Here is an 11,370-nt window from a genome sequence, read left to right as displayed (position 1 = left end):
CCGCACGTTTGCGCCGAACGCGACGTCCGGCGCGGCACGCAAGCTGCGATCAGGACGAGGTGATGCGCCCGAGGAACGACTTGACCCCGTCCAGGAACGTGGCCGAACGCGGCGAGTGCCGACGGCCTTCTTCGCCGGAAAAGGTCGCCTCGAACTTCTCCAGCAGCTCGCGCTGCTCGGCGGTGAGGTTGACCGGCGTTTCCACCACCACGCGGCAGTACAGGTCGCCGGCGCTGCGGCTGCGCACCGACTTGACGCCCTTGCCGCGCAGGCGGAAGACCTTGCCGGCCTGGGTCTCGGCCGGGATGCGGATCTCCGCCTCGCCGTCCAGCGTGGGCACGTTGACCACGTCGCCCAGCGCGGCCTGCGAGATGCGGATCGGCACTTCGCAGTGCAGGTCGTCGCCGTCGCGGCGGAAGATGTCGTGCTCGCGCACGCGCACTTCCACGTACAGGTCGCCCGGCGGCGTGCCGGGCGGACCGGCCTCGCCTTCGCCGGTGAGGCGGATGCGGTCGCCGCTGTCCACGCCCGCGGGAATCTTCACCGACAGGACCTTCTCGTCCTCGATGCGGCCCGCGCCGTGGCATTCCCGGCAGGGATTGCGCACCACCTGGCCGCGCCCGCCGCATTCCGGACAGGCCTGCTGCATGGTGAAGATGCCGCGCTGGAAACGCACCTGGCCGCGGCCGTGGCAGGTGTTGCAGGACTCGACCTTGCCGTCCTCCGAACCGCTGCCATGGCAATGGCCGCACTCGGACAGCGTGGGGATCTCGATCCGCTTCTCGATCCCGGCGACCGCCTCCTCCAGGTCCAGTTCCATCACGTAGCCGATGTCGGCGCCGCGGCGCGCCGCGCGTCCGCCGCCGCCGGCACCGCCGAAGATCGTGCCGAAGATGTCGCCGAAGATGTCGCCCATGTCCGGCCCCGGGCCGCCACCGCCGCCCATGCCGTGCTCGAACGCGGCATGGCCGTGCGCGTCGTAGGCGCGGCGCTTGCCGGCGTCGGACAGGACCTCGTAGGCCTCCTTGCATTCCTTGAACGCGGCCTCGGCGACCGCGTCGCCCGGGTTGCGGTCCGGGTGGTGCTTCATCGCGCAGCGGCGATAGGCCTTCTTCAGCTCTTCGTCGCTGGCGTTGCGGGCCACGCCCAGGACTTCGTAGTAGTCGCGCTTGCTCATCGGGTTTCCATGCGTCTGTCAGGCGACAGCCCGCGCCACCGTATCGATGGCGCGGGCTGCGAGGCCGCCGGCGCCGGGGCGCCGTCGCGACTTACTTCTTGTCGTCGTCCTTGACCTCGGTGAACTCGGCATCGACGACGTCGTCCTGCGAGCCGCCGCCGGCGCCGGCGGCCTCGCCGGCGTCGCCGCCGGCCTGGGCCGACGCCGCGGCCGCCGCGTACAGCGACTGCCCCGCCTCTTCCAGCGCCTTGCTCTTGGCCTCGATCTGCGCCTTGTCATCGCTCTTCATCGCCGTCTCCAGCTCGGCGATGGCGCCCTCGACCCGGCCGATCACGTCGCCCGGCACCTTGCCGCCGTGCTCGGTGACCGCCGAACGGGTGGCGTGGATCAGGCCGTCGGCCTGGTTGCGCGCCTGCACCAGCTCGTGGAATTTCTTGTCCTCCTCGCGGTGCGCCTCGGCGTCGGCGACCATCCGCTGGATCTCCTCGTCCGACAGGCCCGAGCCGGCCTTGATCTCGACCTTCTGCTCCTTGCCGGTCTTCTTGTCCTTGGCGGTGACGTGGACGATGCCGTTGGCGTCGATGTCGAACGACACCTCCACCTGCGGCATGCCGCGCGGGGCCGGGTCGATCCCGGTGAGGTCGAACTTGGCCAGCGACTTGTTGAAGCGGGCCTGCTCGCGCTCGCCCTGCAGCACGTGCACGGTGACGGCGGACTGGTTGTCCTCGGCGGTGCTGAAGGTCTGCGAGGCCTTGGTCGGGATGGTGGTGTTCTTCTCGATGATCTTGGTGAACACGCCGCCCAGGGTCTCGATGCCCAGGCTCAGCGGGGTCACATCCAGCAGCAGCACGTCCTTGACGTCGCCGGCCAGCACGCCGCCCTGCACCGCCGCGCCCAGGGCCACGGCCTCGTCGGGGTTGACGTCCTTGCGCGGGTCCTTGCCGAAGAACTCGGCCACGGCCGCCTGCACCTTGGGCATGCGGGTCTGGCCGCCGACCAGGATCACCTCGCCGATGTCGCTGGCGCGCAGGCCGGCGTCCTTCAGCGCGATCCGGCACGGCTCGATGGTCTTCTTCACCAGGTCGTCGACCAGCGCCTCGAGCTTGGCCCGGGTCAGCTTGATCGTCAGGTGCTTCGGGCCCGACGCGTCGGCGGTGATGTACGGCAGGTTGACCTCGGTCTGCTGGGCGCTGGACAGCTCGATCTTGGCGCGCTCGGCCGCGTCCTTCAGGCGCTGCAGGGCCAGCGGGTCCTTGCGCAGGTCGATGCCCTGGTCCTTCTGGAACTCCTCGACCAGGTAGTCGATGACGCGCGCGTCGAAGTCCTCGCCGCCGAGGAAGGTGTCGCCGTTGGTGGCCAGCACCTCGAACTGCTTCTCGCCGTCGACCTCGGCAATTTCAATAATCGACACGTCGAAGGTGCCGCCGCCCAGGTCGTAGACCACGATCTTGCGGTCGCCGCCGGCCTTGTCCAGGCCGTAGGCCAGCGCCGCGGCGGTGGGCTCGTTGATGATGCGCTTGACGTCCAGGCCGGCGATGCGGCCGGCGTCCTTGGTCGCCTGGCGCTGGCTGTCGTTGAAGTAGGCCGGCACGGTGATGACCGCCTCGGTGACCGTCTCGCCCAGGAAGGCCTCGGCGGTCTTCTTCATCTTCTCCAGCACCTTGGCCGAGATCTCCTGCGGCGCCATCTTGCGGCCGTCGGCGGTCTGCACCCAGGCGTCGCCGTTGTCGTGGGCGAGGATGCCGTACGGCACCAGGTCCAGGTCCTTCTTGACCTCGGCGTCGGTGAACTTGCGGCCGATCAGGCGCTTGACCGCGTAGAAGGTGTTCTTCGGGTTGGTGACCGCCTGGCGCTTGGCCGGCGCACCCACCAGGACTTCGCCGTCCTTGGTGTAGGCCACGATCGAAGGCGTGGTGCGGTCGCCTTCGGCGTTCTCGATCACCCGGGCCTTGCCGCCCTCCATGATCGCCACGCAGGAGTTGGTCGTGCCCAGGTCGATGCCGATGATCTTGCTCATTGTGTCTTGCTCCCTCGGGAATGTGTGCGGCCGTTGGCGCGATGGCCTTGTTCGCTAGATAGGGTCCTGGCGGCGCCGTTCAAGTGGGCGTCTCAACCGGGAAGAGAAGTGTTCAGTCGTGGCGGGCGACCACGACCAGCGCCGGGCGCAGCAGGCGGTCGTTGAGCAGGTAGCCCTTCTGGAACACCTGCAGCACGCTGCCCGGCGCGGCATCGCCCGGATCGGCCTGGCTGATCGCCTGGTGGTGCTCGGGGTTGAACGGCTGCCCCGCGGGATCGACCACGACCAGGCCGTTGTCCGCGGCGACCTTCAGCAGCTGGCGGTAGGTCAGCTCCATGCCGTCCTTCAACGGCCCGCCCTGCTCGCCCGCCGCGGCCAGGCCGGCATCCAGGCTGTCGAATACCGGCAGCAGCTCGCCCAGCAGGCGTTCGTTGGCGAAGCGGCGGGCCTGCTCGACGTCCCGGGCGACGCGCTTGCGCTGGTTCTCGAGATCGGCGCGCTCGCGCAGGGAATCGGCCCGGACCTGCTCGAGCTCGCCGCGCAGGGCTTCGATCTCGTCGCGCAGTTGCGACTCGAGGCTGGCGTCGGCGTCGGGGACGGTCGGGGTCGGGGTGTCGTTGTGGGTCATGCAATCGGCTCCGTGGCGGCGCTCCCGGCCGCCCATCCGGGCCCAATGGGGGCCGGAACGGAGCGTTTCAAGGCACTCGCCCCGGTCGCACGGGTGCCCGCGATGGCAACCCGGCCGCTCAGGCCGCCGTGTCGCGGTCGGTCCGGGGCCCCTGCAGCGCCGAGCCGAGCACGTCGGCCGCGGCCTGGACCACCGGGATCACCTTGTCGTAGGCCATCCGGGTCGGCCCGATGACCCCGAGCACGCCCAGCACCTGGCCGCCGGCGCCGTAGGGCGCGGTTACCAGCGAAACCCCGTCCAGCGGTGCCAGGCCGGTTTCCTCGCCGATGAAGATGCGCACGCCCGGCGCGCGCTGGGTGCGTTCCAGCAGCTGCAGGATCTCGCGCTTGCGGGCGAAGGCCTCGAACAGTTCGCGCAGCCGGTCCACGTCGGACAGGTCCTGCAGGCCCATCAGCCGGGTCTGCCCGGCCAGGACCATGTCGTCGCCGGGCGGCTCCAGCGCCTGCTCGGCCAGCTCCACCGACTGCGCCAGCAACTGTTCCATCTCGTCGCGGGCCTGGCGCAACTCGTGCAGCAGGGTCGTGCGGATCTGCGCCAGCGGACGGCCGGCGCAATGGGTGTTGAGGTAGTTGGCGACCTTCTCCAGCTCGGCCGGCTCGAACGCCCGCTGCGGCTCCACCACCCGGTTCTGCACCTCGCCGTCGGCGAAGACCACGATCGCCAGCACCCGCCGGCCGCCCAGGGGCACGAAGTCGATCTGGCGGAAGGCGAACTGTTCGCGCCGCGGCGCGCCGACCACGCCCACGAAATGGGTCATCGCCGACAGCAGTTCCGAGGCGTTGCCCAGCAGCGCCTGGGTGCCGCCGGCGCCGACGGTCAGCTCGGCGCGCAGGCGCGCGACCTCGCGCTCGCCCAGCGACCTGACCTGCAACAGGCTGTCGACGAACACCCGGTAGCCCTGTGCGGTGGGCACGCGGCCGGCCGAGGTGTGCGGCGAGCTGAGCAGGCCGCTGTCCTCCAGGTCGGCGAGGATGTTGCGGATCGTGGCCGGACTCACGTCCAGGCCGGCATGCCGGGCCAGGGTCTGCGAGCCGACCGGCTCGCCGTCGCGGATGTAGCGCCCGATCAGCGTGCGCAGCAGCTGGCGGGCACGGGGGTCGAGCGGCGGCGTGGCGGGCACGGTCATGGCGAATAGATAGCGGCCGCCGCGCCGCGCCGCAAGCGCCCTTGTCCTTCCGGGCCGCGACGATGCGTCCGTAGAGCGGGGCTTGCCCCCCTGCTCTTCGCACGCAATGGCGGAAACCAGCGGGTCAGCCGCCGTTCGGCGAAGCCGCTTCCCACATCCCGTCGCGGCGACTGCGACAGGCGCCACGCACCATCCGGGCACCGTGCCCCCCCCTACAATACCGGCCATGCTGACCCACCTCGCCCTGAAAGACTTCGCCGTCGTCCGCGCCACCGAGCTGGAGTTCGGCCCCGGAATGACAGTGGTTTCCGGCGAGACCGGCGCCGGCAAGTCGTTGCTGGTCGATGCGCTGGGATTCCTGTCCGGCCTGCGCGCCGACAGCGGCGTGGTCCGCCATGGCTGCGAACGCGCCGAACTGGCGGCCGGGTTCGACCTGGCCGGCAACGCCGCCGCCCAGGCCTGGCTGCACGAGAACGAACTGGACGAGGACGGCCAGTGCCAGCTGCGCCGCGTCATCCGCGGCGACGGCGGCTCGCGCGCCTGGATCAACGGGCGGCCGGTGACCCTGGCGCAGTTGGCCGAACTGGCCGGCCTGCTGGTGGAGATCCACGGCCAGCACGAACACCAGTCGCTGCTGTCGCGCGCCAGCCAGCTGGCCCTGCTCGATGGCCATGCCGGCAACGATGCCGAACGCGCGGCGGTGCGCACCGCCGCGGCGGCCTGGCAGGCGCTGCTGGCCGAGCGCGAGCACCTGCTCGCCCAGGGCGACGTATCCGACCGGATCGGCTGGCTCGAACACCAGCTGGCCGAACTGGAACGCGAGGACCTGGACCCGGCCGCGCTGGAGGCGCTCGACCTGGCCCACCGCCGCCATGCCAATGCCGCCGGCCTGATCGCCGCCTGCGAGGATGCGGTGGCCCGGCTCGGCGGCGAGGAATCGCCCTCCCTGGCGAGCCTGCTGCAGCAGGTCCGCGGCGTGCTGGGCCGCGCGGCCGCGCATGAGCCGCGGCTGGGCGAGGCCGACGGCCTGCTCGAAGGCGCCGGCGTGCAGATCGAGGAGGCGCTGGCCCTGGTCGGCCGCATCCGCGACGACCTGGAACTGGATCCGGCGCGCTTCGACGAGCTGGAGCGGCGCCTGGGCCGGGTCCACGACCTGGCCCGCAAGCACCGCCTCGCCCCGGCCGAACTGGCCGCCCATCGCGACCGGGTGGCCGACGAACTGGCGACGCTGCGCGGCGCCGGCGAGCGCCTGGATCGCCTGGACGGCGAGATCGCCACCGCCGCCGCCGCCTGGCAGAGAGCGGCCGATGCACTCAGCGCCAGCCGCCGCCGTGCGGGCGACGCCCTGGCCACGGCCACTACCGCGCTGGTGGCCGAGCTGGGCATGGGCGGCGGCCGCTTCCTGGTCGAGCTGGAACCGGCCGCGACCGGGCGCCCCGATCCCAACGGCGCCGAGCGCGTCGAGTTCCTGGTCGCCGCCAATGCCGGGCAGCCGCCGCGGCCGCTGCGCAAGGTCGCCTCCGGTGGCGAGCTGTCGCGCATCTCGCTGGCGATCGAAGTGGCCGCGCTCGGCTCGGACGCGGTGCCGACGATGGTGTTCGACGAAGTGGATTCGGGCATCGGCGGCGCGGTGGCCGAGATCGTCGGGCGCAAGCTGCGCGCACTGGGTCGCGCGCGGCAGGTGCTGTGCGTGACCCACCTGCCGCAGGTGGCGGCGCAGGGGCATGCCCATTACCGGGTCAGCAAGGCGCCGGTCGAAGGCATCACCCGCAGCGCGGTGGAACTGCTCGACGACGCGGGCCGCGAGCAGGAGCTGGCGCGCATGCTGGGCGGCGTGTCGATCGGCCCCGAAGCGCACGCCGCGGCGCGGCGCCTGCTGGACGGCGCGGTGGACGCCGACCAGGCCGTCACGCGGACGCCACGGCGCGCCGGCGCGCGCTCGCGCTGATCGTCTCGTTGCAGGACGGGTGCGGGGCGGACGCCAGGGCGCGTCCGCAGGCAGGTCAGCGGCGCTTCTTGCGCACGTACAGGACCAGCGAGTGCTCTTCCAGCTCATAGCCGTGCCGGGCCGCGATCTCGCGCTGGAGCTTCTCGATCTCCGGGCTCTCGAACTCGATGATCTTGCCGGTGTCCACGTCCACCATGTGGTCGTGGTGGCCGCCGCGGTCCAGTTCGTACATGGCCTGGCCGCCTTCGAAGTTGTGCTTGATCACGAGCCCGGCCGCCTCGAACTGGGTCAGCACGCGATAGACCGTGGCCAGGCCGATCTCGTCGCCATGCTCGAGCAGCCGGCGGTAGATGTCCTCGGCGGTGAGGTGGTGCTGGGGCTGTTTCTCCTCCAGCAGCTCGAGGATGCGCATCCGCGGATGGGTGACCTTCAGCCCGACGCGGCGCAGATCGTTCGATTCCATAGCCCCTCTCCGTTCAACCCATCCATTTACTGCCGGTTTACCGCCAGTCGCGTGTCGGCGGCCCCCGGGCGCGCCGGGAGTGTATCATCGGCCGACTTTCCGTCCCGCGTGCCCGCAATGCCCAGCTTCCGCCGCCTGCTGCTGATCGCCCCTCTTTCGCTCGCCATCGCCGGTTGCGGCGTGCTGTACAAACAGCCGATCTACCAGGGCAACCTGCTGGAGAAGGAAGCGGTCGACCAGCTCAAGCCGGGCCTCAGCAAGCAGCAGGTCGCCGGCCTGCTGGGGACGCCTTCGGTCCAGGATCCGTTCCACGCCCAGCGCTGGGACTACAGCGCCACCGAGCGGACCAATCGCCGCGGCACCACCGAAAGCAAGACCCTCACCCTGCATTTCGAGAACGACACCCTGGTCCGCTGGGAAGGTGACTATTTCCCGGAACAGGATCTCGAGCTGGCACGCAGCGCCAACCGCCAGTTCGGGCCCAACCTGCCCAAGGAAGAAAAGCGCGGCGGTCGCCGCTGACCGGGCTCAGCCTTCGCGCTGGCGCAGCGCGCGCCGGCGCCGCGCCTCCTTCGGATCCACCAGCAGCGGCCTGAGCAGTTCGACCCGGTCGCCTTCGCGCAACACGGTGGAGCGGTCCGCCAGCACGCCGAACACCGCCACCCCGGCCAGATCCGCCTCGTCGGCCAGCGCCGCCGCTCGCAGCGCATCGCCCACAGTCGCCCCGTCCGCCAGCCGCAGGTCGCGCTGCTCGTGCCGGTGCGGCCAGGCGATCACCACCTGCACGCGGGGCACGATCAGTCCCCGCGGTCGGCCACGCGTACGAAGTCGTCGACCATGCGATCGGCCAGGCCCTGGAAGCCGAGCGTGAGGACCGGCACCAGCAGCCGCGACTTAGGCTCGAAATCCAGGGTCAGGGCGACCTTGCACGACGCCTCGTCGAGTGCATGGAAGGTCCAGACGCCGTGCAGCTTCCGGAACGGGCCCTCGCGCAACTGCATGTCGATGCGATGCGGCCGTTCCAGACGGTTCTCGGTGGTGAACCAGGTCCGCAACGAACCCAGCCCCAGGTCCAGGCGCGCCAGCATCCGCGTTTCGTCCTGCTCCAGCACGTGCGCCTGCTCGCACCAGGCGAAGCGCCTGGGATAGGCGGCCACGTCGTTGACCAGGTCGAACATGCGGGCGGCCGAATGCTCGACCAGGGCGCTGCGGTGGATGCTGGGCATGGACGGGGCGGGCGTCTTCCGGCGCCCGAATTGGGCGACAATGGCAGGATGAGCAAGCAACCGGGCCATGATAAGGCAAAGGCCAAGGCGAAGGCCGAGCCGGCCAACCGCACCATCGCGCTGAACAAGCGTGCCCGCCACGAGTACCACCTGGTCGACCGGGTCGAAGCGGGCCTGGCCCTGCAGGGCTGGGAGGTCAAGGCGATCCGCGCCGGCCGCGCCAACCTGACCGACGGCTACGCCTACGTCCAGGACGGCGAGATCTACCTGATCGGCGCGCAGATCACCCCGCTGATCCAGGCCTCCACCCACGTCATCGCCAACGATCGCCGCACGCGCAAGCTGCTCCTGCACCGGCACGAGATCGACAAGCTGATCGGCCGCGTCCAGCGCGACGGCTATACCCTGGTGCCAACGGCGATGTACTGGAGCAAGAACAAGGTCAAGCTCGAGATCGCCCTGGCCAAGGGCAAGCAGGAGCACGACAAGCGCGACACCGCCAAGGAGCGCGACTGGCAGCGCGAGAAGCAGCGCGCCATGCGCCGCCACAACAAGGACGCCTGAGCGCGGACGGAGAACCCGGGGGATGCCTGGGGACTGGGCGCGCGACCCGGCCGCCTGCGCTCCGCGACCCCGGGTAGGAAATTTCCTACCCCACGGTGGGGAGTACCCTGACTGCGTGGTATCGCCTTCACGGGGCAAGCTTCCTTCGCCCCGGCAGAACGGCTTGCACCGCTAGATACGGAACCGCTCTGCAATGGACAAGGTCGCCGGCAGGACGCCGGGCCGGGGAGCCCCTCACCGCGAACGGACCGCCATGCCCCCGAGCACCCTGCAACTGGTCGGATCCCACGGCGGATGGCGCCTGATCGACAATGGCACGCCGTCGTTCTGGTTCCTTGAGCGCGAACAGGCCATGCAGATCGCCCGCGTCATCGCCGATTCGCGCGCCGGCCTGCGCTTCATCCCGACCCGGATCGAGGCGGAGAACGACGACGGCGAGCTTGAGCTGGTCGCTTCCTTCCCCTGAAGCCTGACTCCAGGAAACGCGAAAGGCCGGGACATGTCCCGGCCTTTCGCGTTTTGGATGGTGGAGGTGGGCGGAACGCAACGGTGCTCTTTCCAACGCATTGAAATGCAAGGAAAAAGCAGCGGTTCCGTCCCCTCAAAGCGATACCTCAAACGATACCCAACCATCTTAAGGTAAGGGGCTCGTGGGCGGCCACTCTCTTCGGAGAGTGGCATGCGCAAGTTCCTGGCGTTGGTGGTAATGCTGGCCTGCGGGCAGGCCTGGGCGGGCAGCGGTTCAATGGAGGTTGGCGGAACCCAACCGGCCGAGGTCCAGCGGGTGGTCGTGGCCGGCCTTGGCAGCATCGACTACCAACCCCTATTCGAGGCCGTCAGCGAGCCGGGTGAAACCCTGGATGCGTTCGTAATCCGGGTCGCGCCGCGGCTCGTCGCCTACAGCGATACCACCGGATTTGAGGCATGCGGTGTGCTGGCCAGCAACGGTGACCGCTTCGGGTTGGCCGTCGGCACAAACCGTTCCCATGTGGCCTGCGCCTCGTTTCGTAACAAGGTTCCCGCGGGCATGGTCTCGACAGCAGAAACGGTTCACTCGCATGGCAAGGGCGCGGCTCGCCTCAACCGCAACGACCTCCGGTTTTTGGGACTGTCCGAGGACGCGCGGAGCCATCGCATGTTCGGCACGCTCCACGGCCAGGACCGCTTCCGCTTTTCCGAACGGGATCTGGCGGGTGAGGCCGGTTATCTGGCGACGCCTCACGGCGTTGTTCACCACAACGGTGGCGGCCAAACGCGCGCTGTCATGCCGTAAGGGCTTCGCGTTGGATTGGAACGTAAGGGGGTGGGCACAAGCGCTCCCCCAAGCAATAAGCCAATAAGCTGGCCTAGAAACCGTTTACCGTGCAAATGCAGTGATAGCTGTGTGTTGCAACGTGCGCACCGGTCGCGCGGCTATAAATAGTTGCAAAGAAATCCGCTTCTTCATTGAGGTTACAGACCCAGTCAAAAGTGATTGACGTGGGCGCGTTGATTGTGAAAGGTGGCGACGCGTGCCCGTTGTAGGTAGGGCTGCCCGACGCCGACCACGCGGAAGACCATTGAATGGTGTAAGCGGCCGGCGAATTGGCGCCCGACTCGAACGTCCGGATGATGCGCCGGAACGCCGCGCTTTGATTTGAGTAGTAGGTTTGGACACAGGCCGGCCCGGGCTCGTTGCGCGTGGGCGGCGGCGTCGCCGGCGGCGCGCACGTGTTGCTTTCGCCGCGCCTGGCACCCGTCGCAGTCCATCCGCCCCAACCCGAGAACGTCGGCGCAGGCACCGAGGAGGTGCCCGCGGGGCAGTCGTAGGAACCCGTGCGTGAGCGTGTTTGCTCGGCCTCCCAGGTGTGCGATCCGACCTGACCCGGCGGGCAGGGGGCGCCGCCGGGCACCCATTGCGATTCCGTCTGGGTGAAGGGCGCTGGGCACGATGCGCAGGTGCCGCCGGTGGTGGTCCACGCACTCCACGGGCCGACGGTTTCCCGCGGAGCGTCCCACGCTTCCGGACAGTCGAAGGTGTGCTGGGCGCTGCGGCTTTCGGTAGTGCCGCCGAACTGACCCGCGGGGCAGTTGGCGCTGCGGTTTTCGGTTTGCGTCCACGGAGCGGGCGCGATACACGCGGGCACCGTCGTGGGTGGGCCGGCGGGGGGCGGCGTGGGTG

At 69.8% G+C, this 11,370-nt stretch carries 12 protein-coding genes and 1 pseudogene; 5 read left to right on the top strand and 8 right to left on the bottom strand.

Annotated elements, in window-relative coordinates; all coding sequences use genetic code 11:
• Positions 1–49 precede the first annotated feature (49 nt).
• The 4 genes from dnaJ to hrcA all read right to left on the bottom strand — a co-directional run bounded on the left by dnaJ (position 50) and on the right by hrcA (position 5,008).
• Entirely contained in the window at positions 50–1,177 is a 1,128-nt protein-coding gene (gene dnaJ, locus CSC66_RS00060) for a molecular chaperone DnaJ (RefSeq protein ID WP_162375255.1), read from the bottom strand.
• 91 nt (positions 1,178–1,268) lie between these two features.
• Positions 1,269–3,194, bottom strand: a complete 1,926-nt coding sequence (gene dnaK, locus CSC66_RS00055; protein ID WP_162375254.1) for a molecular chaperone DnaK — start codon at positions 3,192–3,194, stop codon at positions 1,269–1,271.
• Positions 3,195–3,306: 112 nt separating this feature from the next.
• A complete protein-coding gene (gene grpE, locus CSC66_RS00050; protein ID WP_162375253.1) occupies positions 3,307–3,822 on the bottom strand; it encodes a nucleotide exchange factor GrpE in 516 nt (171 codons plus the stop codon).
• A gap of 118 nt (positions 3,823–3,940) precedes the next feature.
• The gene (hrcA, locus tag CSC66_RS00045; protein ID WP_162375252.1) at positions 3,941–5,008 is read right to left on the bottom strand and encodes a heat-inducible transcriptional repressor HrcA; all 1,068 of its coding nucleotides are present in this window, start codon (positions 5,006–5,008) and stop codon (positions 3,941–3,943) included.
• A 226-nt stretch (positions 5,009–5,234) separates the two neighbouring features.
• On the opposite strand from hrcA, the gene recN reads away from it, so the two are divergent.
• Positions 5,235–6,956, top strand: a complete 1,722-nt coding sequence (gene recN, locus CSC66_RS00040) for a DNA repair protein RecN (RefSeq protein ID WP_162375251.1) — start codon at positions 5,235–5,237, stop codon at positions 6,954–6,956.
• Positions 6,957–7,011: 55 nt separating this feature from the next.
• Here the strand turns inward: recN and fur are convergent, their stop codons facing one another.
• Positions 7,012–7,419, bottom strand: a complete 408-nt coding sequence (gene fur / locus CSC66_RS00035) for a ferric iron uptake transcriptional regulator (protein WP_162375250.1) — start codon at positions 7,417–7,419, stop codon at positions 7,012–7,014.
• A 117-nt stretch (positions 7,420–7,536) separates the two neighbouring features.
• Between fur and CSC66_RS00030 the strand changes: the two genes are divergently transcribed.
• On the top strand, positions 7,537–7,941 hold the full coding sequence (locus tag CSC66_RS00030; protein ID WP_162375249.1) for an outer membrane protein assembly factor BamE: 405 nt from the start codon (positions 7,537–7,539) through the stop codon (positions 7,939–7,941).
• Between the two features lie 6 nt (positions 7,942–7,947).
• Here CSC66_RS00030 and CSC66_RS00025 read toward each other — a convergent pair whose 3' ends face one another.
• Positions 7,948–8,214: an RnfH family protein gene (locus CSC66_RS00025; protein ID WP_162375248.1), complete on the bottom strand. Its 267-nt coding sequence runs from the start codon at positions 8,212–8,214 to the stop codon at positions 7,948–7,950.
• Positions 8,215–8,216: 2 nt separating this feature from the next.
• Positions 8,217–8,645 (bottom strand): type II toxin-antitoxin system RatA family toxin, encoded by a 429-nt coding sequence (locus CSC66_RS00020; RefSeq protein WP_162375247.1) that lies wholly within the window; start codon positions 8,643–8,645, stop codon positions 8,217–8,219.
• 48 nt (positions 8,646–8,693) lie between these two features.
• On the opposite strand from CSC66_RS00020, the gene smpB reads away from it, so the two are divergent.
• The 3 genes from smpB (at position 8,694) to CSC66_RS00005 (ending at position 10,482) form a co-directional block, all read left to right on the top strand.
• Positions 8,694–9,209 carry an SsrA-binding protein SmpB gene (gene smpB, locus CSC66_RS00015; protein ID WP_162375246.1) on the top strand — a complete coding sequence of 172 codons (516 nt, stop codon included), beginning with the start codon at positions 8,694–8,696 and terminating at the stop codon, positions 9,207–9,209.
• A gap of 253 nt (positions 9,210–9,462) precedes the next feature.
• Entirely contained in the window at positions 9,463–9,675 is a 213-nt protein-coding gene (locus tag CSC66_RS00010) for a hypothetical protein (RefSeq protein ID WP_162375245.1), read from the top strand.
• Positions 9,676–9,888: 213 nt separating this feature from the next.
• Positions 9,889–10,482, top strand: coding sequence for a hypothetical protein (locus tag CSC66_RS00005; protein WP_162375244.1), 594 nt, complete (start codon positions 9,889–9,891; stop codon positions 10,480–10,482).
• Positions 10,483–10,555: 73 nt separating this feature from the next.
• Here CSC66_RS00005 and CSC66_RS17495 read toward each other — a convergent pair.
• Positions 10,556–11,370, bottom strand: a pseudogene (locus CSC66_RS17495) (hypothetical protein); the annotation flags it as partial.

It is taken from the genome of Pseudoxanthomonas kaohsiungensis, from assembly GCF_010211765.1.
Lineage (GTDB): Bacteria > Pseudomonadota > Gammaproteobacteria > Xanthomonadales > Xanthomonadaceae > Pseudoxanthomonas > Pseudoxanthomonas kaohsiungensis.
Note: the sequence above shows the minus strand (reverse complement) of the source record. Positions and strands in the feature narration are given on the sequence as shown.

Excerpts from the sequence above, each read along its gene's own strand:
- dnaJ (WP_162375255.1), bottom strand. The coding sequence starts at position 1,177 with ATGAGCAAGCGCGACTACTACGAAGTCCTGGGCGTGGCCCGCAACGCC.
- dnaK (WP_162375254.1), bottom strand. The coding sequence starts at position 3,194 with ATGAGCAAGATCATCGGCATCGACCTGGGCACGACCAACTCCTGCGTG.
- grpE (WP_162375253.1), bottom strand. The coding sequence starts at position 3,822 with ATGACCCACAACGACACCCCGACCCCGACCGTCCCCGACGCCGACGCC.
- hrcA (WP_162375252.1), bottom strand. The coding sequence starts at position 5,008 with ATGACCGTGCCCGCCACGCCGCCGCTCGACCCCCGTGCCCGCCAGCTG.
- recN (WP_162375251.1), top strand. The coding sequence starts at position 5,235 with ATGCTGACCCACCTCGCCCTGAAAGACTTCGCCGTCGTCCGCGCCACC.
- fur (WP_162375250.1), bottom strand. The coding sequence starts at position 7,419 with ATGGAATCGAACGATCTGCGCCGCGTCGGGCTGAAGGTCACCCATCCG.
- CSC66_RS00030 (WP_162375249.1), top strand. The coding sequence starts at position 7,537 with ATGCCCAGCTTCCGCCGCCTGCTGCTGATCGCCCCTCTTTCGCTCGCC.
- CSC66_RS00020 (WP_162375247.1), bottom strand. The coding sequence starts at position 8,645 with ATGCCCAGCATCCACCGCAGCGCCCTGGTCGAGCATTCGGCCGCCCGC.
- smpB (WP_162375246.1), top strand. The coding sequence starts at position 8,694 with ATGAGCAAGCAACCGGGCCATGATAAGGCAAAGGCCAAGGCGAAGGCC.
- CSC66_RS00010 (WP_162375245.1), top strand. The coding sequence starts at position 9,463 with ATGCCCCCGAGCACCCTGCAACTGGTCGGATCCCACGGCGGATGGCGC.
- CSC66_RS00005 (WP_162375244.1), top strand. The coding sequence starts at position 9,889 with ATGCGCAAGTTCCTGGCGTTGGTGGTAATGCTGGCCTGCGGGCAGGCC.